The sequence below is a fragment of the Enterococcus sp. ZQ21 genome (assembly GCF_030053755.1).
GTDB classification, from domain to species: Bacteria; Bacillota; Bacilli; order Lactobacillales; family Enterococcaceae; genus Enterococcus_B; species Enterococcus_B lactis.
Window position 1 is genome coordinate 38660 of record NZ_CP125658.1, and the last position, 24536, is coordinate 63195.

Genomic DNA, 24536 nt, shown 5'->3' on the forward strand with positions numbered 1-24536 from the left:
TTCCAGTTATATAGTTAACTACAGAACCACAAAGCACGTACGTTTATAAAAGTATTATCTGTAGTTATTTTTCAATTCCCTTTCAACCTCTTATTTTGACCAGTAGTATTGATCACTTTACCTTTTAACACCTTTGTTCGTTTTTGAAACATTTTTAGTCAAGAATGGAAACGTAACTACATAATCAAAGGTTTTGCGAAATATTTCATGAAATATTTCATGTAGAAGCGAGCAATACGGTTGCGAATAACCATTATCGTTTAATAAGCAGTTACGAAAGCTCCCAATATCTCTAACGTTCAGCTCACTCCATTTCTTTTCTTCAAAAAAATCAGTGATTCGTATCTCTTTCTATTTGTCGAAAAAGTTAACTTTAAAAAGTAATGCCGAAAAAATATGCAAAAAAATAAAAAAGCAGTTACTATTGCTAGAATAACATCAAGGAATAATAAGTTTTGGTTTTCAGATAATAGTCGATAAGTTGTGTATTGGAATTTTAGATACAGTAATAAAGTATTTTTCATGAAATTTTGTGAGAATCACTATTACAAATATCTTTAATAAAATTAATGGTTAAGGAGGAACTTAAAGTAGAATGTAAATGAATAGTTGTAGTCAGTCGATTGTGATACTAGACTCAAAGTTGCAGGAATAAGTTTTTCAATTTGTGATTGGAAGATAAAAAATGAAAAAGAAGGGCTTTTTTTATACTTTGTTGATTGTAGTGTTTATTTTCCCTCTGTTTAGCCAAGTAACATTTTCTATGACTCAACCAGTTTCAAGTGAGGAACATGATAACCTTTTTCGTGCTACAGAAGAGTTTAAGAAATATCGGGAAAATATTGTTCCGGAGACTCCATTAGCTAGTGAGCCAATTACTGATATTGATGGAAACCAAATAGGATGGTATATACAGTACGAAGTTATGGTGGTAAATAATGACTCAATAGTAAAAAATACAGTAGTCTTAGAGCTAACACCGATTGAAAAGGTGAGTTCATTGTTAACGTATATTTATACTGATGAAAGTGACGAGACTGAGATCATTTTAACGGATTACTCAAAAATTGCTACTGATAAAAAAGTATATATTGTGGATGTAGACACTAGTGAAATACTTTATGATATAGAAATTGATGAAAATTTACTAGATGTAGCACAAGAAATCGATCATCAAAAGCAGGAAGCTATTCGATATGCTGGTAGAAAAGGGAAAAGAAAATATTTATTACGTGAATGTAGCAAAAGTTAGAGAAGATGAAAATGAGTGGAAAGAATTCAAGAGTCGCTACTCAATTAACTCGACTCCGACATTTACAGTTTACAGAGAAGGATCGATAGAAAAAACTGTTTTTTGGACTAAAGAAAGTGGAATGTCTTTAGCTGAAGTAGAAGAGTTTTTGGATTATGTTAGTATGCAACAGTAAGGGAGTTCTTATTATGAAAAATTTTGACACATATTATGTTATTGTTTTTTCGATATCTTTGCTGTTAATATTACTAACTTTAATGCAGTATAAAGAGTATCCAGAGTATTTTATTTTAACTTTTGTATATTTAGTAAGTAGCTACACACTTCTATATAAATTCAGAAGTTCTTCTAGAGTTTCTAAAGTTTGTTTCTTAATTAGCTTATTGATTCTATAATATTTTTGATTTATATAGGAAATTAAAAATATTATAGAATCAACACTCAGAGAACGGGTTGGTTTTTAATAGATTTAATAAGTACTGATAATGAAATTTCTCCTGGTTGGGAAAACGAAGTTGGTTACCCTGTAGAAGAATTTATTCAAGATTACTTTGCGGAGTATGCCGATAGGATAATGAGAGATTACGTAACAGATAAAACTCAAGAAGTCATCAATCAATCCCAGTCATTAAATGAAAAAGTCAAAGATACACTGCTATATTTCACTAAGGATATAGCAGTGTATCTTTCATGTCGTTTCACTGGCAGTTTTTTATAAAAGGAGGTGTGCATTTCAGTTGCTTTTCTTTGGTAGTTAGTTGAATCGTTTAAGAATTAACGGATGTGGCAGACAGGTGCTCTGTCCAAAAACCAGTAAAATCTTTGATGGTTCCATCTTTATTTAGCTGTGCCTGTTCAAATACTGTTTTGTTTTTACCGAATGGATCAATTGCAATAATTGTTCCGATCCCCGCACGTTTGGCAGCAAGTAATCCTGAGTAAGCATCTTCGATAACAAGACAATCAGCCGGAGCTAAGCTCAGTTTGTCTGCCGCTTTAAGAAAAATATCCGGTTGCGGTTTCCCAGGGAAAGAGCCGTCGTCATAGACAATCTTGTCCCAGTCAAACCAGCGGGCTAAATCGAAAATATCAAAATAAAAAGCAACATTCTCTTTGACAGTAGCCGTGGCAATCGTTAATGGAATCTGTTGGTCAGTCAGCTGGTCAAGAGTCGCTTCAAGCCCTTTTGTCAACTGAAGCTCGTTTTCATTTTGCAAGCAAAGCATACGATAATAGCTTTCTTTTTCTTCTGACAATACGGCGATCTCAGAGGCGGTCAAATGCTCTGAAATGAAATGTTTCAAAATCTCCGTATTCGTCCGACCATGAATATTTTTTAAAATATCCTCGTCTGATAAACCATCTTTTGTATGATCATGTATCATATGCAGCCAAGCAGCTTCATGCAGATGAGAGTCCAAAAACATTGTTCCGTTGAAATCAAATATAATCCCTTTCATAGTTACGCTCCTATAGTGGTATTTTCGGTTGAATCAGCAATTTGCAGATCGACATATTGTGCATAGTGCTCTTGAACCTCCCGCGAGATCTGGCGATCCGTAATGAGCAGATCGAAATCATGCAAATTATAAAACACATAAAAATCATCTCGATTGAATTTTTTATTATCAACGAGTAGATATTTCTTACGGGAATTATTTAGAGCGATCTGCTGTGCTTCTCCTTCTTCGGTACTGTAAGTAGAGATCGCTTCGTTGTGAACGCCATTTGAACTGATAAATGCTTTTGTAAACTTTAGTCTTCTTAAATTGTCGTTGGTGATCGGTCCGACAAATGCGCCGGTATTTTTCCGGAAATCACCGCCAATCAGTAGAATTTCTGGTCCATCTGCTTGAGCAAGAATATCAAAAACTGGATAATTATTTGTAATGATCCGAATTTTCTTGTTCAGTAAATGCGTCGCCAATAGTTCGATTGTTGTACCTGGTCCTAAGAAAATCGTTTCTCCCTCGTGAATCAAGGAGGCTGCTGTGGCAGCAATTTCTTTTTTTTCTTGAATCTGCAGAGTGGCTTTTTCAGTGTGAGAAAGTTCTTGATCTAAAGTGTAGGAAAGACTTTGAGCCCCTCCATGGACACGCAGCAGCTTGCCCGATTTTTCTAATTCATCTAAATCTCTGCGAACGGTCATATCAGAAACATCTAATTGATTGATGATTTCATTAACGGTAAGGATTCCTTTTTTATTGACCATTTCTACGATAGTAAGCAATCTTTCTTTTTTCAACATCGTCTTCACCTCTAATTTAAGGATAATCTATCATATAAACGGACAACAGTCAATCTAATTCGAACAAAAGTAAACATTTAGGGTGGTGTTTATGTTTTTTACAATAGATTTTATTGCTATTTTCTGGTTTTTATGATTATTTGTGTTTGTTTTTGTTGACAAATGTTTTGGATGCGTTTACAATGCAATCAGTTAGAAAGAGCGAAAACTGATTATAGATTTGAGGAGAGATGTACATGCTTAAATTACCAGAAGATTTTATTTTTGGCGGAGCCACAGCAGCCTATCAGGTTGAAGGAGCCACTCAGGAAGGTGGCAAAGGCGCTGTTGCTTGGGATGACTTTTTAGAGGAACAAGGGCGATTCAGTCCCGATCCGGCAAGTGATTTTTATCATCAATATGCAAAGGACATTGAATTGTGTGAACGTTTTGGTGTAAATGGTCTAAGATTATCCATTGCTTGGAGCCGCATTTTTCCTGATGGAGCTGGGAAACCAAATCCAGAAGGAATCGCTTTTTATCATCGTGTGTTCGAAGAATGTAAGAAAAGAAACGTAACGCCGTTTGTGACGTTGCATCATTTTGATACCCCTAAACGTTTGTTTGACCATGGAGATTTTTTGAATCGAGAAACAATAGAAGCATTTGTTTCCTATGCCATTTTTTGTTTTCATGAATTCAAAGAAGTCAAGGTGTGGAGTACCTTTAATGAAATCTATCCAGTTGCAACCAATCAATATTTGTTAGGTGTTTTCCCACCAGGAATCAAATATGATTTTACAAAGATCGTCGCCTGTCTTCATAATATGATGGTTGCTCATGCCCGTGTAGTGAACTATTTCAAAGAAAACGAACTTCCGGGTGAAATTGGTGTAGTTCACTCATTAGAGACGAAATATGCGGCAACAGATGCGCCGGAAGATAAGCATGCTGCCTTTTTAGACGATGCATTGTCGATCCGTTTCTTATTAGATGCTACCTATTTAGGCTATTATTCAACTGAAACCTTGACTGCTCTTGATGAGATATGTGAAGCAAATCAGGCCAGCTATCATTTTCCTGAAGAAGATTTCGTTGAATTGAAAAAAGCATCCACGCGTAATGACTACTTAGGGATCAATCACTACCAATGCCATTTTGTCAAAGCTTACGATGGAGAAAATGCAATCCATCATAACGGTACGGGTGAAAAAGGGACCTCTGTTTATAAAGTGAAGGGAATCGGAGAACGCATTTATAAAGAAGGAATTCCTCGAACTGATTGGGACTGGCTGATTTATCCAGAAGGTCTATATGACTTGTTGCTGCGAATTAAAAGCGATTACCCACATTACAACAAAATCTATATCACTGAGAACGGGATGGGGTATAAAGATCAGTTTGAAGATGGCATTATTATGGATCAGCCGAGAATCGACTATTTGAGAGTCTATTTTGAATCCTTAAGCAAGGCGATAACAGCCGGGGTAAATGTGAAGGGGTATTTTTTGTGGTCGCTTATGGATCTTTTCTCATGGACAAATGGGTATAACAAAAGGTATGGCTTGTTTTATGTTGATTTTGAAACCCAGAAGCGTTACCCAAAAGAATCAGCTTACTGGTACAAGTTGGTCAGTGAAACCAAAACGATTATTTAATAAGTGATAATGGAGGAAGAAAAGATGAATAAAGAGGAATTACAAATGCTTGGTTTTGAGATCGTTGCATATTCAGGCGACGCTCGCAGTACATTATTGAAATTATTGAAAGAAGTAAGACAAGGAAACTTTGAACATGTTGATTCGGGGTTGAAAGAAGCCGACGAAAATTTAACCCTTGCACATAATTCGCAAACAAAAATTTTAGCGGAAGAAGCATCTGGGAAAGAGATGGAGATGGGATTCATTTTTATCCATGGGCAGGATCATTTAATGACCACTTTATTGCTGAGAGATCTGATTCAAGACTTTATTGTACTGTACAGACAGAATCAAGGATAGGAGAAGAACGCTATGGATGGAATCATTAAACAAATCGAAAAAGGGAAACCATTTTTTGAAAAAATCTCACGTAATAGTTATTTAGGAGCCGTTCGTGACGGATTTTTAACAGCGATGCCGGCTATTTTATTTTCAAGCATTTTCATTTTGATTGCTGCGGTTCCTGAGATTTTTGGCTACCAATGGCCTGAATCTGTCTCCACATGGCTATGGAAAGTCTATAATTATTCGATGGGTGTTGTAGGGTTACTCGTTTCAGCAACCACTGCTCGCTGCTTGGCTGATTCGATGAATCGTCGCTTACCGAAAAACAAAGTAATCAACACCACCTCTGTGATGCTGGCCTCTGTGGTAAGTTTCCTGTTGTTAAGCGTCTCTCCGATTGAAGGTGGATTTTCAACGGAATATATGGGGACAAAGGGACTACTGGCTTCCTTTGTCGCTGCATTTTTAACAGTTAATTTATATAAGTTTTGTGTGCTGAAAGATATTACCATTAAAATGCCTAAAGAAGTTCCTGGAACGATTTCGCAAACCTTCCGAGATATTTTTCCTTTCTCTTTTTCAGTATTTGCGGCCGTTTTAATTGATTTAGGCATTCGACAAATCTTCCAAATCTCATTTGCAGAAGCAATCATTACGGTGCTGCAGCCGCTATTTACAGCAGCTGACGGGTACTTAGGAATCGCTATTATCTGGGGAGCGATGGCGCTGTTTTGGTTTGTCGGTGTTCATGGACCGTCGATCGTGGAGCCGGCAATTGCGGCAATTATCTATGCCAATGTGGAAACCAATCTGCAATTGTTCAATTCCGGTGAACAAGCTTCTAAAGTACTGACGGTGGGTTTAGGGAATTTTGTAGGAACTATGGGAGGAACTGGGGCAACATTGGTCGTTCCTTTTATCTTCCTACTCTTTGCTAAGTCTAAGCAGTTGAAGGCAGTTGGGAAAGCTTCCTTTATTCCAGTAAGTTTCGCTGTCAACGAACCATTGCTATTTGCAGCACCCATGATTTTGAACCCTTATTTTTTTATTCCATTTTTGTTAACACCTGTTGTAAACGTTTGCCTGTTCAAGTTTTTTGTCGATGTATTGGGCATGAACAGCTTTATGTACGTTTTGCCTTGGGCAACTCCAGCACCGATCGGTTTGGTTCTAGGAACGGGCATGGGTATCTTAGCTTTTGTTCTAGCAGCGGTTCTAATCGTCGTTGACTTCCTGATTTATCTACCATTTTGCAAAGCATACGATGCTGTCTTAGTAGAGAAAGAAGCACAAAAAGCAGAGGTGATCGCAACCGAGGAAGGTGCTTCTGCCGATGTACGTGAGGAAGTACCTGTGGCAGCGAGTCAAGTTATCAGCGATGCAAATAAAGAAATCAATGTGTTGGTACTTTGCGCTGGCGCAGGGACAAGTGCGATGTTAGCTAATGCTTTAAAAAAAGGTGCATCTGAATCGAAAGCACCGATCAGTGCAATGGCGGGTGCTTATGGTTCTCATTACGAAATGCTGCAGGATTTTGATATGGTGGTCTTAGCACCGCAAGTCAATTCTTACTATGATGATATCAAAGAAGACACCGATCGCTTAGGAATCAAGCTGGTTGCGACAAAGGGAGCAGAATATATCGGATTAACGAGAGATCCTGAAAAAGCTGTTCAGTTTATTCTGAACCAATTTCAATAAAGGAGGAGCCATAATGAAAATGGGAATTTGGTTGCGTAAAGCTGTTTTATTTGCAGCTGTTTTAGGGGCTTTGGGGGCTGTTTCAAAAACTGTTGAAGCATCTGCCAGCGAATTTATTCGCGGAGCAGATATTTCGATCCTGTCAGATATGGAAAAATCTGGTGCAAAATATTATGAAGACGATATTTCAAAAGATGCCTTAGAGATTTTAAAAAATAATGGTGTCAACTATGTTCGACTGCGTTTGTGGCAGGATCCTTATAATAGTAATGGAGAAAGTTATGGAGCAGGGACAAATGATCTGGAAACGACGATTGACCTTGCAAAACGAGCAAAAAATCTGGGACTTAAGGTGCTGCTGGATTTTCACTACAGTGATTTTTGGGTTGATCCTGGGAAACAGAATCTTCCTAAAGCATGGCAAGGTCTGACCTTTGAAGAAATGAATACGGCATTGTACGACTATACAAAGAACGTTCTGTCGGAAATGAAGCAGCTGGACGTTTATCCTGATATGGTTCAGAGCGGCAATGAACTGAATAGCGGAATGCTCTGGCCTTATGGCAAGTCTTGGGGAGAAGGCGGGGGAGAATTTGATCGATTGGCTGCTTTTTTGAAGTCTGGTATCCAAGCTGTTCGAGACACTCAACCTAAAACAACTCCAGTAATGCTCCACTTAGCTGATGGTGGCGATACAGGAGCATTTACTTGGTGGTTTGATGAAATCACGAGTCGAGGTGTGTCATTTGATTTAATTGGAGTGTCGTATTATCCGTATTGGCACGGTTCAATGAATGAACTTCAAACCAATATGAATGCGATCAGCCAACGGTATGGTAAAGAAGTGATCGTAGTTGAAACAGCTTATGGGCATACAACAGCGAATGCCGATACTATGCCAAATGCTTTTGGCGAAGCCGAAGCAGCTGCGGGGGGATATGAACCAACACCGACAGGACAAGCAGAGTATTTGCTGGATCTTGCCGATCGGATTCAGGCAGTACCGAATAATCGCGGGGCGGGCTTCTTCTATTGGGAACCTCTTTGGTACAACGGAAATGTGAGTTGGGCAACACAAGCAGGTATGAATTATCTCAGTGTTCAATCCACTATGGGAAACGAATGGGACAACCAGGCGATGTTTGATTTTGCTGGAAACGCCTTGCCAAGCTTGCGTGCGTTTAAACAAGCAGGGGCGAAAATAAATCTAGTTAAAAATGCAAGTTTCGAAAGCGATGGACCAACGACCAGTCCTTCCAATTGGCAAACCTGGTTTCAACAAGGAACCGCTAAGGGTACGATCAAAACGGAAGCGGGCACTTTTTGTGGGGATTACAAACTAACTTTTTGGCAGGATCAAGCATACGAGGCATCAGCTTATCAAAATGTTAGTGGCATAAGCAAAGGAACTTACACATTGAGTGCCTATGTAATGTCTGGGGGAGAGTTTGATACTAATCAGTTATATATCAAAAATTATGGTGGAGCGGAACTAAATACTGCGGTTGTTAAAACAAGTGAATGGACAAAAATTACAATCAAAGACATTCCAATTACAACAGGTGTTTGTGAAATTGGGGTTTATAGCAAGGCTTCAGGAAATGCTTGGACGAACGTTGATTTTGTTTCATTGGTGAAACAATAGACTGCGGATCGTTTCGATTCAAGATCGGAGGTTCCCTTCAGCCACATCGTTAGCGTAGAAGGTAGGAATCGAACCTGCACCTCGCCTTTGCCAAAAATAACCAGAAACGATTTCCAATCATTTTTACCAAAACGAGTAAAGCACCAGACTTCATCTACACTTTGTATTATGCTAAAGAGAGTTCAACGATTTCGTAAGAAGCAATGAAAAAATTGCAAAAAGTTGTGCAGATAACATAAAGTTTGTTTAAGAAAGGGTAACCTTAGAATTCCGTCGTGAATATGATTTGAGCACTTAGATGGATAGAAAAAAGTTCTCGGAAAACAGTTCGTTTTTCGAGAACTTCTTTTTATGATAAGAATGAAACAAATTAACTTATATTATAGTCTCTTTTGGTAGGGAACCATCTTATTTTTAATGAAAATCAAGCATTTTAGCTATTGAAGAATGTTGATTTATAGGGATTCCCCCTCCATATTATGTTGGCTCTTTATTCCCACTCCACTGTTGCTGGTGGTTTAGAAGTGATGTCATACACGATACGGTTGACGTGGGCTACTTCGTTTACGATACGTACAGAGATTTTTTGCAAGACTTCCCATGGGATACGGGCAAAGTCAGCTGTCATTCCGTCGATTGAAGTCACCGCACGGATACCGACTGTGTAGTCGTAAGTACGTCCGTCACCCATAACACCGACAGAGCGGATCCCTGGAAGAACAGTGAAATATTGCCAGATATCACGGTCAAGTCCAGCAGCTGCGATTTCTTCGCGCAAGATAGCATCAGATTCGCGTACGATTTCTAGCTTGTCTTCAGTGATTTCGCCAAGAACACGAATACCAAGACCAGGGCCAGGGAATGGCTGACGCCAAACGATTGAATCAGGCATGCCTAATTGAGTACCTAATTCACGGACTTCGTCTTTGAATAGTGTGTTTAATGGTTCGATCAATTCAAATTGCATATCTTCTGGCAGTCCACCTACATTATGGTGAGATTTGATAGTTTGTGCTGTTTCTGTACCAGATTCGATAACGTCAGTATACAACGTTCCTTGTGCCAAGAAAGAGACGCCTTCTTCACCAGCAAGTTTTGTTGCTTCGTCATCAAAAACATATACGAATTCATTCCCAATGATTTTACGTTTTTGTTCTGGGTCAGATACACCTTTCAACTTGTCTAAGAAGCGATCTCTTGCATCGACTTTGATGATGTTCAAGCCGAATTTTCCGCCTAGACTTTCCATTACTTGTTCCGCTTCGCCTTTGCGTAGCAGACCATGGTCAACGAAGATAGATGTCAATTGGTCACCAATCGCTTTTTGTAAAAGAACCCCAACGACACTAGAATCAACGCCGCCTGAGAGACCAAGCAAGACTTTTTTGTCACCAACTTGTTCACGGATTTTTTCTACTTGCATATCGATAAAGTTATCCATTGTCCAGTTACCTTCACAGTGGCAAACATCAAAGGCAAAGTGGCGCAACAATTCGATTCCGTATTCGGAATGACGTACTTCTGCATGGAATTGGATACCATAAAAATTACGTGTTGTGTCTTGGATAGAAGCAATCGGACAATCTTTGCTTGTTCCGACTGTTTCAAAGCCTTCAGGAACTTTAGTTACCAAGTCACCATGGCTCATCCATACTGTTTGTTGTTTTGGTGTTTCTTTAAACAAGACAGCTTGATCGCTTGTTACTTCTAACAAGGCTTTCCCATATTCGCGGTTTTTAGCAGGCTCTACGGAACCGCCAAGTTTGTATGTGATCAATTGCATACCATAGCAAATCCCTAATACAGGAATACCTAAATTGAAGATCTCAGGATCGATCCCAAATGCATTCTCATCATATACACTGTTTGGTCCGCCAGAAAGAATGATTCCCTTTGGATTCATCGCTTTTACTTCTTCTGCAGTAATGCGGTGGCTCAATAATTCGGAAAAGACTCCAAGATCACGAATACGTCTTGTGATCAATTGGTTATACTGACTACCGTAGTCTAATACGATAATCTTTTCAACGTTCGTCATATCGGCAACGTTTGTCAAATTTATTACCCCTATCCCTTTAAATTTTATCTCAAAATAGTCAAACTATTTTAAAATGCTAATATTTTCGCATGAAAATCGAATCGATAATATGATTTTCAGTTTTATGGAGAATTATATCGGCTCTTCCTCGTGTAGGCAAGATATATTCCTGTAAATTTTTCAAATTCACATTTTTCCATACATCTTTTGCCATTTTAAAGGCTTCTTCACGATCTCCGATAGCAAAACGATAATAATAATTCTCTGGATTTTGGAAAGCCGTATCCAGTAACGCGCCAAAACGATCCAAATACCATTTTTCGATCAGCACGGGATCGGCATCGACATAGACAGAAAAATCAAAAAAGTCGCTGACGTAGATTTGCTGATTCGCAGGTAATTGAAGCGTATTGATCCCCTCAACGATCAAGATATCAGGTTGCTGGATCAGCTCGTACTTATCCGGAATGATATCATATACATCATGTGAGTAAACAGGTACTTTTATCTCTTCCTGACCAGATTTTACACGATTCAAGAAGTCGATCAGCATCTCCATATCATAACTTTCAGGAAATCCTTTGCGATCCATGATTCCACGCTCTTTTAATATACGATTTGGATAAAGAAATCCATCAGTCGTGATCAGCTGAACATTTCTTCGTTTGAAGGTACGAGACAAAATCGTCTGCAGCAGTCTGGCTGTGGTACTTTTTCCAACGGCTACGCTTCCGGCAATCCCGATGATAAAAGGCGGTACTTCTACATATTTATGAAGAAATAAACCTTTACTCAAGAACAAAGATTCGAATTCTTTCATATATAGATATATCAGATGAGCAAGAGGTACATAGATATCTCGAACATCCTGCATGGAAATACGGTCATTCAAACTTTTGATATTATCTAGTTCATCTTGTGTCAAAGGTGCTTGCCCATTACGATAAAATTCTCGCCATTCTTCTCTTGCCACACGGTAGTAGTTCATTGGATCATTCATATTAGCCTCCTGCGTTCTCCCATCAATGGAACTATTTTAACACAAAATAAACACAAACCCCACCACTTAAGAGAGATTGCCAATCTTTTTGTACAATCTTTATAATAGAAAGAAAAGGAGTTTTATTCTTGACTTGCGTACGGATACATAAAAGGATAGACTGTTGACATGAAAGAAAAGAGAAGGATGGAAGACATGACAAATCATTACTATTCTGAACGCCCAGATACGGCGCACGATTTTGAACAATGGGCTTTTGAGTTAAAAGGCAGAACCTTTCAATTTGTAACTGATTCTGGTGTATTTTCACGTGAAACAGTGGATTATGGTTCACGTGTCCTGATTGATGCTTTTGATTGGGAAGAGTTACCTGATGAAGGAAAGATCTTAGATGTGGGATGCGGGTATGGACCGATTGGGCTAGCTTTGGCATTTGCGACACAACGGTTTGTTGAAATGGTCGACATTAATGAGCGAGCAGTGAGTCTAGCGCTAGGAAACGCAAAGCGTAACCAAATCGAACAAGTGGACATCCATCAATCGAATATCTATGAAGTACTTCATGAAGAAACCTATGCAGCTATCGTCAGCAATCCGCCAATCCGTGCTGGAAAAAAAGTCGTACATGAAATCTTGACAGGCGCATATCCTCGGTTGAAGCAGGGCGGTACACTGACAATTGTGATCCAGAAGAAACAAGGAGCGCCGAGTGCGCAAAAGAAGATGGAAGAAACATTTGGCAATGCAGAAATCGTCACAAAAGATAAAGGATATTATATTATCAAAAGTGTGAAAGAATAACTAGCTGAAAAATAATAGAGCGACGAAAAAGTGGAACTGGGCGTGCATGTAAGGGTACGTATCAGTTCTTTTTTTGTTGAGAAGTTTTTAAAAACAAAGAACTATTTTTTTCTTCAAAAAGAAATAGTAGGAACAGAGTCGTTGTTTTTTACGATAAAATAAATAAGATACAGAACTTGTATAGAACGCTGCCAAGTTGGTAGATAAAGGAGATTTTTATCAAAAAACATACTTTCTTTTTTTCTCTATTCTTTTCTTGGGGGTTTTGGTACACTGATAGGGAATTTAGATAGAAGGGAGCCACTAGGGTGAAGCTGACCATCAGAGATATTGCAGAAATGGCAGGGGTATCAGTAACAACTGTCTCACAGATTTTGAATAACAAAGGAAGCCGATTTAGTGATAAGACAAGAAAAAAAGTGTTGTCGATCGTGAATGAACATCATTATAAACCCGATTATTTCGCTTCAAATGTGATCAATCGACATTCAAAGACCATCGGAATGATCGTCCCTGATGTCACTGATTTCTTCTTCTCCAAACTGATCGAAGGTGTAGAGAGCTATTTGAATCCTTTGGGCTATGTGATCATGTTATGCAATTCTCGTCATAGCCAAGAAAATGAGATCAAGTATTTACAAGAGCTTTCCCACCGCTCAGTGGATGGGATCTTGCTGGCAACACCAAATATTTTACCTGAGAAATATGCATTAGACAGCGGATTTTATCAAAAAATGCCGATTATTTTAATCGATCGCGGATTGAATCGTCGGGATAACGGACGGCTTATCGTAAAGGAATATGAGGGCGCCTATCAAGCCGTTTCACTATTTATTGAAAGCGGCCATACGAAGATCGGCATGCTGAAGGAAACCACTGGATATTATCAATTAGAAGAACGTTTCAACGGATATCGTCATGCGCTGAAAGATCATGGCCTACCTTTTAATGGGAAATTTGTTGAACATGGAGAGTTGACTGTCCAAGGTGGCTATACTGCATCAAAAAAACTACTCAAACATAAAGATATCACGGCTATTTTTTGCGGGAATGATGCCATGGCGATCGGCTGCTATCAGGCGATAGATGAATTGGGCAAAAAAATCCCAGAAGATATCTCTGTCATAGGATTCGATGGATTAAAGCTGTCAGAATACATGATTCCGCAATTGACGACAGTGCAGCAACCAAGTTTTGATATTGGATTTTATGCTGCGCGTTTCCTAATCGATACGATCGAATTTCCTCAAAGAAAAGTTCCGAACAAAGTGTTCGAAACAAAATTAATTATTCGTGAGAGCGTAAAAGTATTGACAAAGGGCTAACTCGGCGGTATATTGCTTATGTAAGCATTTACAAAGGCGAGTTAGTGCTTTTTTTATTTTTAGTAAACCAGTTTACTAAAGTGGTTTACCTTTCCTAAAAATAATGTATAATACCGAATGAAGACAAGGAGGATCAGGCAATGCGAATGGTGGATCTGATTGAAAAAAAGAGGGATGGAAACGAGCTGTCGAAAGAGGAAATCGAGTACATCGTCACGAACTATACGAATGGAAAGATTCCAGATTATCAAGTCAGTGCATTATTGATGGCAATTTTTTATCAAGACATGACAAATGAAGAAATCACGAACTTAACATTGGCGATTGCTAATTCTGGTGATGTCATCGATTTGAGTTCTCTTGAAGGAATAAAGGTAGATAAGCATTCGACAGGTGGCGTTGGTGACACGACCACATTGATTTTAGCCCCCCTAGTAGCTAGTGTCGGAGTGACAGTGGCTAAAATGTCTGGACGCGGTCTAGGTTACACAGGTGGCACATTAGATAAGCTAGAAGCAATTCCCGGATTTCAGATCGAGCTTTCGGATGAAGCATTCGTGCGCATTGTCAATGAAAGCAAAGTAGCAGTAATCGGTCAATCAGGAAACTTGGCACCGGCGGACAAAAAATTGTACGCTTTGCGTGACGTCACAGCGACCGTCGATTCTCTTCCGCTGATTGCCAGTTCGATCATGAGTAAAAAGATTGCGGCAGGAGCAGATGCAATCGTTTTGGACGTGACCACTGGAGACGGTGCTTTCATGAAGAATATCGAAGATGCAAGACGTCTGGCAAAAACCATGACAAGCATTGGCAAACTAGCGAACCGAGAAACAGTGGCGGTAATCTCGGATATGTCAGAACCTCTTGGCGAAGCAATCGGAAATAGTCTAGAAGTTGTCGAGGCAATCGAAACATTACAAGGAAATGGTCCAGAAGATCTAGTAGAAATGTGCTACGCCTTAGGAAGCCAAATGGTTGTTCTTGCTGGCAAAGCTAAAACAATCGATGAAGCAAGAACGTTGCTTCAAGAAGCTCTGGAATCAGGTAAAGCGTTAGCAAAATTCAAAGAAATGATCCAAAATCAAGGGGGAGACCCAACGATCGTGGAACAACCAGAACGAATTTTGACTGCACGTTACACAATGGAGCTTCCTGCTAAACAAAGCGGAGTCGTGTCAAAAGTCGTGGCAAACGAATTAGGAATTGCTGCAATGATGCTAGGTGTTGGGCGTAAAACCAAAGAAGACGATATTGATCACGCAGTTGGATTGAAACTGCATAAAAAAATCGGTGACACTGTGACAAAGGGCGAGTCATTATTGACAATCTATAGTAATGATAAAGAAATCTCTTCTGTTATTGAATTATTATATAAAAATATTGAAATTGGCGAGTCAGCAATGAAGCCAACATTGATTCATGACATTATCACAGAATAAAAGGAAAAAAGCGGATTTTACCGTTTGAAAGAAAAGGGGAAAAGAAATGGAACTAAACCGAATGATCGACCATACTATTTTGAAAGCAGATGCATCTAAAGAAGCTGTGATGCAAATTATCGAAGAAGCGAAAAAATATCATTTTTACTCTGTCTGCATCAATCCAGCATGGGTTGCGCTAGCAAAAGAACAATTACAAGGTGAGCCAGTAGCTGTATGTACAGTGATCGGGTTTCCTTTAGGAGCAAACACATCCGAGACAAAAGCATTTGAAACGACAGATGCCATCAATAACGGCGCAGATGAAGTCGATATGGTCATCAATATCGGTGCGTTGAAATCAAAAGATGATCAAAAAGTTCAAAAAGATATCGAAGCAGTTGTTGAAGCAGCAAAAGATCGTGCACTTGTCAAAGTGATCATCGAAACATCTTTATTAGATAGAGAAGAAATCATCCGAGCATGCGAATTAGCAAAAGCTGCAGGCGCTGATTTTGTCAAAACATCAACTGGTTTCTCAACGGGTGGTGCAAAGGTAGAGGATGTCCGTTTGATGCGTGAAACGGTAGGACCAGAAATGGGCGTCAAAGCTTCTGGCGGTATCCATAACGAAGAAGAAGCAATGGCAATGATCGAAGCGGGTGCTACAAGAATCGGAACAAGCGCAGGAGTAGCAATCGTATCTGGTTCAACTGGCGAAGGCTATTAATTTTCAAAGGAGAAACTCATGGCAGAACTCAAACAAGAATGGATCAACACAGCTATTGAAGCGTTAGATAAAGCATACGTTCCTTATTCCCATTTTCCGGTAGGTGCTTGTCTCGTAACAGAATCAGGCAAGATTTATCAAGGTATCAACATCGAGAATGCATCATTTGGATTAACGAATTGTGCCGAGCGCACAGCTTTCTTCAAAGCCGTATCAGAAGGAGAAAGATCGTTTACCCACTTAGTCGTAGCAGGGCACACCCCTGATCCTATTTCTCCATGTGGTGCATGTCGGCAAGTAATGGCAGAGTTCTGTGTTCCTGATATGCCGGTTACGCTAGTGGGAGACGATGGTGTGACGAAGGCAACAACCGTTCGAGAACTACTGCCTTATGCATTTACTGAAAAAGATCTATAACTCATGTTCATTCAGTCAGCTGACTGTTGAAAAATAAAACAATTATTTTAGGAGGCTTTACAGAAATGAAAAAAGCAAAATTATTTGGTTTAGGTGCTGTCGCACTAGCAGCAGGGTTATTTTTAGGTGCATGCGGCAACAACGGCTCTACTGATTCATCCGGTGGCAAAAGCTCATCAGACACAACAACTGCAGCATTGATCACAGATACAGGTGGTGTAGACGACCGTTCATTCAACCAGTCAGCTTGGGAAGGATTACAAAAATGGGGGAAAGATCAAGGTCTTTCACGAGGCAATGATGGCTTCCAATACTTCCAATCTTCAAACGAATCAGATTATATCCCAAATATCGACCAAGCATTGAATGCTGGATTCAAAACGATTTTTGGTATTGGTTATAAACTAAAACCAGCGATCCAAGAACAAGCAACAAACAATACAGGTACGAACTTCGTTATCATCGATGATGTGATTGACGGATTAGATAACGTTGTATCTGCAACATTCAAAGACAACGAAGCTTCTTATCTTGCAGGGATTGCAGCAGCTTACACGACTGAAACGAACGTAGTCGGCTTTATCGGCGGCGTAAAAGGTGAAGTAATCGATCGTTTTGATGCTGGATTCAAAGCCGGTGTTGATGCAGGTGCGAAAGAACTAGGAAAAGAAATCAAAGTATTGAACCAATATGCTGGTGACTTCTCTGCTCCAGATAAAGGACGTTCAATTGCTCAAGGTATGTATGCACAAAATGCAGATATCATCTTCCATGCTTCAGGTGGTACAGGTAACGGTGTATTCCAAGAAGCAAAATCATTGAACGAATCAGGCGACAAAAAAGTTTGGGTTATCGGTGTTGACCGCGACCAATCAGACGAAGGCGAATACACATTGAACGGCGAAAAGAAAAACTTCACATTGACATCTACACTGAAAGCAGTTGGAACAGTAGTAGAAGATTTGGCACAAAAATCAGCTGACGGTAAATTCCCTGGTGGTGAACACACCGTTTATGGATTGAAAGAAGACGGTGTTGGTCTAACAGAAGGACAACTTTCTGATGAAGCGAAAAAAGCAGTGGATGAAGCAAAAGAAAAAATCATTTCAGGTGACGTAAAAGTTCCAGAAACTCCTGAAGAAAACTAAAACCATTTCTATAGCCTTGTTAGACACATGTTTGACAAGGCTATGGTTTGATTAGAACAAGAATTGTTCATTTATCCAAACTGCCTTGAGACAGTTTGGATAAGGGAACAACTCCCTGAAGTAATGTTTGTTTCAAAAGAAGAACGCTCACTAAGCGTGAATCTTAGTCAATCGTTGCCCTAGATAGAAATCGTTAGGATGTGAAAAAAAGGTGGTTCAAGAAAATATTGTCATAGAAATGCAGAATATTACCAAAGAATTTGGAACATTCAAGGCAAATGACAACATCAATTTACAAGTAAAGGCAGGAGAGATTCATGCGTTGCTTGGAGAAAACGGTGCTGGCAAATCTACATTGATGAACGTGCTTTCCGGATTATTAGAGCCGACATCAGGGAAAATTTTGATGCGTGGGAAAGAAGTACAGATCACAAGCCCGACAAAAGCCAATCAATTAGGGATTGGGATGGTCCATCAGCACTTTATGCTTGTTGATGCCTTTACTGTAACAGAAAACATCGTGTTGGGAAGCGAACCTAGTCGTGCAGGGATGCTTGACCATAAAAAAGCGCGAAAAGAGATCCAAAAAGTTTCTGAACAATATGGATTATCAGTCAACCCGGATGCTTATGTTCGTGATATTTCAGTTGGGATGGAACAACGGGTAGAAATTTTAAAAACACTTTACCGAGGAGCAGATGTACTGATTTTTGATGAGCCGACAGCTGTATTGACCCCTCAGGAAATTGATGAATTAATCGTGATCATGAAGGAATTAGTCAAAGAAGGCAAGTCAATCATTTTGATTACGCATAAGTTAGATGAAATCAAAGCAGTAGCTGACCGTTGTACAGTTATCCGCCGTGGAAAAGGAATCGGTACAGTCAACGTTAAAGACGTTACCTCACAGCAATTAGCTGATATGATGGTCGGAAGAACGGTTTCATTCAAAACGATGAAAAAAGAAGCGAAGCCTCAAGAAGTCGTTTTGTCTATTGAAAATCTAGTGGTGAAAGAAAATCGTGGATTAGAAGCCGTGAAAAACCTGAACTTAGAGGTTCGTGCTGGCGAAGTACTTGGTATCGCCGGAATCGATGGAAACGGGCAGTCGGAGTTGATCCAAGCTTTGACTGGTTTGCGAAAGGCAGAAAGCGGACATATCAAGCTAAAAGGGGAAGACATCACCAATAAAAAACCTCGAAAGATCACTGAACATGGTGTAGGACATGTGCCAGAAGACCGTCATAAATACGGGTTGGTCCTAGATATGACATTGTCTGAAAACATTGCACTGCAAACGTATCATCAAAAACCTTACAGTAAAAACGGTATGCTGAATTATTCAGTGATAAATGAACATGCCAGAGAATTGATCGAAGAATATGATGTTCGAACAACGAATGAACTTGTTCCTGCAAAAGCTTTATCAGGCGGAAATCAGCAAAAAGCAATCATCGCTCGGGAAGTCGACCGAGATCCTGATCTGTTGATCGTTGCAAATCCAACTCGTGGACTGGATGTAGGTGCGATCGAATTTATTCATAAACGTCTGATCGAACAAAGGGACAAATACAAAGCAGTGTTATTGATTAGTTTCGAATTAGAAGAAATTTTAAATGTTTCGGATCGTATTGCTGTTATCCATGAAGGAGAAATCGTCGGGATCGTTGATCCGAAAGAAACATCTGAAAATGAATTAGGTCTATTGATGGCGGGCTATACCTTAGAAGAAGCACGAAAAGAGTTAGAAAAGGGGGCTGGCGCACATGAATGATCGCAGCGAGAAATTCCGTAATTTATTAGTGCCTGTACTTTCAGTTGTTTTAGGATTAATCTTAGGCGCGATATTGATGGCTGCTTTTGGTTTTCAGCCCATCCAAGGTTATTCTTCTATGTTAGATGCAGCTCTTGGTTCGCAAAGAGGAATCGGTGAAACATTAAGGCAAGCAACGCCGTTGATTTTTACAGCATTAGGGTTTTCTGTAGCTAACTCAGCTGGGTTCTTCAATATCGGGCTTTCTGGACAAGCGCTTTGCGGATGGATCGTCAGTGTCTGGGTGGCACTTGCTTTTCCAGATCTTCCAAAAGTTGTTTTGCTTCCATTGTGCGTGATCCTAGGTGCCTTAGCAGGTGCGATGGCAGCGGCTGTTCCTGGGTTGCTACGAGCATTTTTTGGAACAAGTGAAGTGATCGTAACGATCATGATGAACTATATCTTATTATACGTAAGCACGTTTGCTTTACATGAAGTGATGCCTGAAAGCTACCGATCAAGTTTGGACTCTTCCAATATGATCAGTCAAAATGCATCGTTGCGGTTACCTTGGTTAACACAAGCTTTTGGCGGCTCTCGCGTAAACTCAGGTTTGTTTTTAGCAATCATCGCGCTTATTTTCGTTTGGCTATTGATGAAGAAAACGACTTTAGGATTTGAGATCCGTTCCGTTGGTTTGAATCCTTTTGCTTCTGAGTATGCAGGGATGAGTAGTAAACGTACGATCGTTTTGTCGATGGTCATTTCTGGCGCTTTGGCAGGGCTTGGCGGTGTGGTTGAAGGATTAGGAACGTATCAAAACTTCTTCGTTCAAACGACCTCGCTATCTATTGGATTTGACGGAATGGCTGTCTCCTTACTTGGATCTGGATCAGCAATCGGTATTCTTTTATCAGCGATTTTGTTCAGTATTTTGAAGATCGGCGGACTTGGCATGCAGACAGGAGCTGGTGTTCCGTTTGAGATCGTCAATGTATCGATTGCTCTGATTATCTTCTTTGTTGGGATCAATTTCTTGATTCGTTTCGTCATGGCTAAGTTCTTCCAAGGAAAAAAACAAGAAGAAATCGTTGCGACAATCGAAGCGAAGCCAACGAATCAAAACCATGAAGGAGGCGAACTATAATGTCGACTATCGAATTAATTGCCTTGATTCTTACTTCAACACTGGTTTATTCAACACCGTTAATTCTAACGTCACTAGGCGGAACGTTTTCTGAACGCAGCGGGATCGTAAACGTAGGGTTAGAGGGAATCATGGTCATGGGTGCTTTTAGTTCCATCGTTTTCAACTTGACGATGAGCCCCTCACTTGGTTCCATGACGCCATGGATCGCTATTTTAGTGGGTGGCGTCGTAGGTATCCTATTTTCTTTGATCCACGCAGTAGCAACAGTCAGCTTGCGTGCTGACCATATCATCAGCGGTACAGTGATCAATCTGATGGCACCAGCTTTAGGTGTTTTCTTGATCAAAGCATGGTATGGGAAAGGTCAAACAGATAACATCACGCAGAATCTGGGATATTTCTCTTTCCCAGGTTTGGCAGATATTCCGGTCATTGGATCAATTTTCTTCAAAAATACATTCTTGCCTGCTTATTGTGCAATTTTGATTGCTGTCATTGCTTGGGTGATCATCTTCAAGACGAAATTCGGCTTACGCCTCCGTTCAGTTGGTGAAAACCCTCAAGCTGCCGATACATTAGGTATCAATGTATATGCTATGCGTTATTCAGGCGTGCTGATTTCAGGCTTGTTAGGCGGTATGGGCGGTGCTGTTTTTGCTCAGTCGATTTCCGGTAACTTTTCAGCTGGGACGATCGTCGGACAAGGGTTCATCTCCATGGCTGCTATGATCTTTGGTAAATGGAATCCTTTAGGCGCAATGGGTGCCTCACTGTTCTTTGGTTTTGCACAAAGCTTGAGTATCATCGGTGCACAATTACCAGTTATTTCTTCGATTCCACCAGTATTGCTGCAAATTGCTCCATATTTGCTGACAATCATTGTGTTGGTTGTTTTCTTAGGGAAAGCTTCTGGACCAAAAGCAAACGGGAAGAACTATATCAAATCAAAATAATCTTTTAGCGAATAAAAAGGGTGGGTTACGGGAAGTGTTTTTCGTCTCGCCCTTTTTGTTTTAAAGGTAATAAAAATAAAAAGAAAGAAGGAATAATCATGTTTAAACGCGTACATCTGATCGTCATGGATTCAGTAGGAATTGGAGAAGCACCAGATGCCGAGAAGTTCGGTGACGTTGGTTCTGATACATTAGGACACATTGCAAAAGAAGCAGGATTGAACATTCCGCATTTAGAGCAGCTTGGTTTGGGAACGATTCGTCCTCTTGAAGGTGTGGAATCAGTGAAAGATCATCAAGGCTATGCGACGAAATTAGAAGAAGTTTCTGTAGGGAAAGATACGATGACAGGCCATTGGGAAATCATGGGATTGAATATCAAGACGCCGTTTCGTGTGTTTCCGAACGGATTCCCTGATGATCTGATCAAACAAATCGAAGAGTTTTCTGGCCGTAAAGTCGTATGCAACAAACCATATAGTGGAACGGCTGTTATTGACGATTACGGTGAACACCAAATGAAAACGGGTGATTTAATCGTATATACTTCTGCTGATCCTGTCCTTCAGATCGCGGCACATGAAGAAATCATTCCTTTAGAAGAACTATACCGGGTTTGCCAATTCGTTCGTGATATAACAAAAGATGACCCGTACATGATTGGTCGAATCATTGCACGTCCATATGTGGGAGAACCAGGAGACTTCACACGAACAAGCAATCGTCATGATTATGCGTTGGATCCATTCGGACACACGGTCCTCGATTCTTTGAAAGAAGCAGGAAAAGACGTGATTGCTGTAGGAAAGATCAACGATATTTTCAATGGACAAGGAATCACTGAATCTGTCCGCACGAAAAGTAATATGGATGGCGTCGACCAGTTGCTGAACGTTATGAAAAAAGAGTTTACAGGTATCAGCTTTACCAATTTAGTAGATTTTGATGCATTATACGGTCATCGCCGGGATGTAGTCGGTTATGCGCATGCGATTGAAGAATTTGACTTGCGGATCCCAGAACTGCTTGAAGCCATGGAAGAAGACGACTTGCTAATGATTACAGCCGATCACGGAAACGATCCGACATTTACTGGTACCGATCATACGCGAGAATATGTACCGTTATTGGTCTACAGTAAAAAAATGAAAGAACAAGGGGCGTTGCCTCAAGGGTATTATTCTGATATCTCCGCAACGATTGCTGAGAACTTTAGTGTTTCTTCGACTGAAAATGGCGAAAGCTTCTTAAAATTATTAAAATAATCTTTTTAAAATAGGAGAAAGCAAATGACCAAGTTAAGCGAGATGTTACAAGAAACGACCCAGTTTATCCTTGATAAAGGAGTAAAAGAAATTGATTTTGGTTTGATCCTAGGTTCAGGATTAGGTGAATTAGCAGATGAAATCGAAGATGCTGTAATGATTTCTTATGATGAGATCCCGTTCTTTCCTGTTTCGACAGTAGTTGGACATGCAGGACAGCTGGTTTACGGATCTCTAGCAGGCAAAAAAGTGTTAGCCATGCAAGGAAGATTCCACTACTATGAAGGTCATTCCATGCAAACAGTGACCTATCCAGTACGTGTGATGGCCGGACTAGGTGCCCATTCAGTCATTGTGACCAACGCATGTGGCGGTGTCAATGAATCCTTCGTACCAGGAGATTTGATGCTGATTACCGATCACATCAATTTTACTGGTGAAAATCCTTTGATCGGCCCGAATGAAGATGAAATGGGTCCTAGATTCCCAGATATGAGTCAAGCATATACGCCTGACTATCAAGCAACAGCAAAAGCAGCAGCAGAAAAACTAGGTTTGGATCTTAAAGAAGGCGTATATATGGGCTACTCTGGCCCAACTTATGAAACGCCTGCTGAGATTCGGATGTCTCGGACAATAGGAGCCGATGCAGTAGGGATGTCGACTGTTCCAGAAGTCATCGTAGCAGCTCACAGCGGATTAAAAGTGTTAGGAATCTCTTGTATTACCAACTTAGCAGCAGGCATGCAAGCGAATCTGAGCCATGAAGAAGTTGTAGAAACAACTCAGAGAGTCAAACAATCTTTTAAAGCATTGGTTAAAGAAACATTGACATTATTGTAATAGGAGGAGCAACAAAATGAGTGTGCATATCGAAGCGAAAGAAGGCGAGATTGCCGATAAGATTTTACTTCCGGGAGACCCTTTGCGAGCTAAATATATTGCAGAGACTTTTTTAGAAGAACCAGTTTGCTACAATCAGGTCCGTGGTATGCTAGGCTTTACCGGCAAATATAAAGGCGAACGTATTTCTGTTCAAGGAACAGGGATGGGGATGCCATCAGCCACCATCTATGCCCATGAATTGATCCAGTCATATGGCGTAAAGAAATTGATCCGAGTAGGTACATGCGGGGCATTGTCAAAAGATGTCCATGTTCGTGATTTAGTACTAGCGCAAGGCGCAGCGACCAGCTCTTCGATGATCGAAAAAAATTTCCAAGCCTTTCATTTTCCGCCAATCAGTGATTTCAATCTATTACTGAAAGCATATGAGATAGCTAAAGAAAAGGGCTATACGGTTCATGTAGGAAATGTCCTTTCGGAAGATTCTTTCTACAAAGATGATTTGACAGAGACATTCCAATTAGCTGAACTTGGTGTCTTAGGAGTGGAAATGGAAGCAGCGGCTCTTTATTACTTAGGCGCGAAATACCATGTGCAGACATTAAGTTTGATGACCGTTAGCGACCATTTGATTACTGGGGAAGAAACAACAGCTGCAGAACGTCAATCGACATTCAATGAAATGATCGAAGTAGGATTGGAAACGGCGATTCAAGGGTAAAGTAATAGCTAAATAGCAAGAAAGTGTGACTGCCTAAACTTCTATTAATAGAAATTTGGCAGTCACATTTTTTTGCAGAAACTGTCTCACATAACCTGAAATCAATGACAACCGTTGCTTCAGTTACTTCGAGGGTCCTTCTAAAGTCAACCATTTGA

At 40.1% G+C, this 24536-nt stretch carries 21 protein-coding genes and 2 pseudogenes; 19 read left to right on the forward strand and 4 right to left on the reverse strand.

Annotation, left to right across the window (positions count from 1 at the left end; genetic code table 11):
* The first annotated feature begins 763 nt into the window (after window positions 1-763).
* The 3 genes and pseudogenes from QK255_RS00165 to QK255_RS00175 form a co-directional block, all read left to right on the forward strand.
* Window positions 764-1103, forward strand: a pseudogene (locus tag QK255_RS00165) (hypothetical protein).
* A gap of 93 nt (window positions 1104-1196) precedes the next feature.
* The gene (locus tag QK255_RS00170) at window positions 1197-1427 is read left to right on the forward strand and encodes a DUF6568 family protein (protein WP_002288642.1); all 231 of its coding nucleotides are present in this window, start codon (window positions 1197-1199) and stop codon (window positions 1425-1427) included.
* A 399-nt stretch (window positions 1428-1826) separates the two neighbouring features.
* Window positions 1827-1889, forward strand: a pseudogene (locus QK255_RS00175) (Cro/Cl family transcriptional regulator); the annotation flags it as partial.
* 130 nt (window positions 1890-2019) lie between these two features.
* Here QK255_RS00175 and QK255_RS00180 read toward each other — a convergent pair.
* Both QK255_RS00180 and QK255_RS00185 read right to left on the reverse strand, forming a co-directional pair.
* Window positions 2020-2712 carry an HAD family hydrolase gene (locus QK255_RS00180; protein WP_002288638.1) on the reverse strand — a complete coding sequence of 231 codons (693 nt, stop codon included), beginning with the start codon at window positions 2710-2712 and terminating at the stop codon, window positions 2020-2022.
* A gap of 2 nt (window positions 2713-2714) precedes the next feature.
* Window positions 2715-3500: a DeoR/GlpR family DNA-binding transcription regulator gene (locus tag QK255_RS00185; RefSeq protein WP_002288637.1), complete on the reverse strand. Its 786-nt coding sequence runs from the start codon at window positions 3498-3500 to the stop codon at window positions 2715-2717.
* A 236-nt stretch (window positions 3501-3736) separates the two neighbouring features.
* On the opposite strand from QK255_RS00185, the gene lacG reads away from it, so the two are divergent.
* Genes lacG through QK255_RS00205 form a run of 4 tightly spaced genes read left to right on the forward strand, consistent with a single transcriptional unit; the run spans window position 3737 to window position 8810 of the window.
* A complete protein-coding gene (gene lacG, locus QK255_RS00190) occupies window positions 3737-5137 on the forward strand; it encodes a 6-phospho-beta-galactosidase (protein ID WP_016628850.1) in 1401 nt (466 codons plus the stop codon).
* A gap of 24 nt (window positions 5138-5161) precedes the next feature.
* Entirely contained in the window at window positions 5162-5479 is a 318-nt protein-coding gene (locus QK255_RS00195) for a PTS sugar transporter subunit IIA (protein WP_002341108.1), read from the forward strand.
* A 12-nt stretch (window positions 5480-5491) separates the two neighbouring features.
* Window positions 5492-7165, forward strand: a complete 1674-nt coding sequence (locus QK255_RS00200) for a PTS lactose transporter subunit IIBC (RefSeq protein ID WP_002288634.1) — start codon at window positions 5492-5494, stop codon at window positions 7163-7165.
* A 13-nt stretch (window positions 7166-7178) separates the two neighbouring features.
* The gene (locus QK255_RS00205; protein ID WP_016628848.1) at window positions 7179-8810 is read left to right on the forward strand and encodes a glycoside hydrolase family 53 protein; all 1632 of its coding nucleotides are present in this window, start codon (window positions 7179-7181) and stop codon (window positions 8808-8810) included.
* Between the two features lie 490 nt (window positions 8811-9300).
* Here QK255_RS00205 and guaA read toward each other — a convergent pair whose 3' ends face one another.
* A complete protein-coding gene (gene guaA, locus QK255_RS00210; RefSeq protein ID WP_002298578.1) occupies window positions 9301-10866 on the reverse strand; it encodes a glutamine-hydrolyzing GMP synthase in 1566 nt (521 codons plus the stop codon).
* Window positions 10867-10924: 58 nt separating this feature from the next.
* On the reverse strand, window positions 10925-11848 hold the full coding sequence (coaA, locus tag QK255_RS00215; protein ID WP_002288627.1) for a type I pantothenate kinase: 924 nt from the start codon (window positions 11846-11848) through the stop codon (window positions 10925-10927).
* 195 nt (window positions 11849-12043) lie between these two features.
* Between coaA and QK255_RS00220 the strand changes: the two genes are divergently transcribed.
* From QK255_RS00220 to deoD, 12 genes are all read left to right on the forward strand, one after another.
* Window positions 12044-12649 (forward strand): class I SAM-dependent methyltransferase, encoded by a 606-nt coding sequence (locus QK255_RS00220; RefSeq protein WP_002341106.1) that lies wholly within the window; start codon window positions 12044-12046, stop codon window positions 12647-12649.
* A 308-nt stretch (window positions 12650-12957) separates the two neighbouring features.
* The gene (locus QK255_RS00225; RefSeq protein WP_002291103.1) at window positions 12958-13974 is read left to right on the forward strand and encodes a LacI family DNA-binding transcriptional regulator; all 1017 of its coding nucleotides are present in this window, start codon (window positions 12958-12960) and stop codon (window positions 13972-13974) included.
* Window positions 13975-14114: 140 nt separating this feature from the next.
* The gene (locus QK255_RS00230) at window positions 14115-15416 is read left to right on the forward strand and encodes a pyrimidine-nucleoside phosphorylase (protein WP_192960807.1); all 1302 of its coding nucleotides are present in this window, start codon (window positions 14115-14117) and stop codon (window positions 15414-15416) included.
* 46 nt (window positions 15417-15462) lie between these two features.
* Window positions 15463-16125, forward strand: coding sequence for a deoxyribose-phosphate aldolase (gene deoC / locus QK255_RS00235; RefSeq protein WP_002291107.1), 663 nt, complete (start codon window positions 15463-15465; stop codon window positions 16123-16125).
* Window positions 16126-16143: 18 nt separating this feature from the next.
* Window positions 16144-16542 carry a cytidine deaminase gene (locus QK255_RS00240; protein WP_002341105.1) on the forward strand — a complete coding sequence of 133 codons (399 nt, stop codon included), beginning with the start codon at window positions 16144-16146 and terminating at the stop codon, window positions 16540-16542.
* A 65-nt stretch (window positions 16543-16607) separates the two neighbouring features.
* On the forward strand, window positions 16608-17690 hold the full coding sequence (locus tag QK255_RS00245) for a BMP family lipoprotein (RefSeq protein WP_002291111.1): 1083 nt from the start codon (window positions 16608-16610) through the stop codon (window positions 17688-17690).
* 211 nt (window positions 17691-17901) lie between these two features.
* Complete coding sequence (locus QK255_RS00250; protein ID WP_002291113.1) at window positions 17902-19464, forward strand: ABC transporter ATP-binding protein; 1563 nt, start codon at window positions 17902-17904, stop codon at window positions 19462-19464.
* Window positions 19457-20590: an ABC transporter permease gene (locus QK255_RS00255; protein ID WP_002291115.1), complete on the forward strand. Its 1134-nt coding sequence runs from the start codon at window positions 19457-19459 to the stop codon at window positions 20588-20590. The genes QK255_RS00250 and QK255_RS00255 overlap by 8 nt, the downstream gene beginning before the upstream one ends.
* Window positions 20590-21546 carry an ABC transporter permease gene (locus tag QK255_RS00260; RefSeq protein ID WP_002291116.1) on the forward strand — a complete coding sequence of 319 codons (957 nt, stop codon included), beginning with the start codon at window positions 20590-20592 and terminating at the stop codon, window positions 21544-21546. The genes QK255_RS00255 and QK255_RS00260 overlap by 1 nt, the downstream gene beginning before the upstream one ends.
* Before the next feature lie 98 nt (window positions 21547-21644).
* The gene (deoB, locus tag QK255_RS00265) at window positions 21645-22811 is read left to right on the forward strand and encodes a phosphopentomutase (RefSeq protein WP_002291118.1); all 1167 of its coding nucleotides are present in this window, start codon (window positions 21645-21647) and stop codon (window positions 22809-22811) included.
* A gap of 24 nt (window positions 22812-22835) precedes the next feature.
* Entirely contained in the window at window positions 22836-23654 is an 819-nt protein-coding gene (locus QK255_RS00270; protein ID WP_002291120.1) for a purine-nucleoside phosphorylase, read from the forward strand.
* Window positions 23655-23670: 16 nt separating this feature from the next.
* On the forward strand, window positions 23671-24378 hold the full coding sequence (gene deoD, locus QK255_RS00275; RefSeq protein WP_002291121.1) for a purine-nucleoside phosphorylase: 708 nt from the start codon (window positions 23671-23673) through the stop codon (window positions 24376-24378).
* Window positions 24379-24536: the final 158 nt, after the last annotated feature.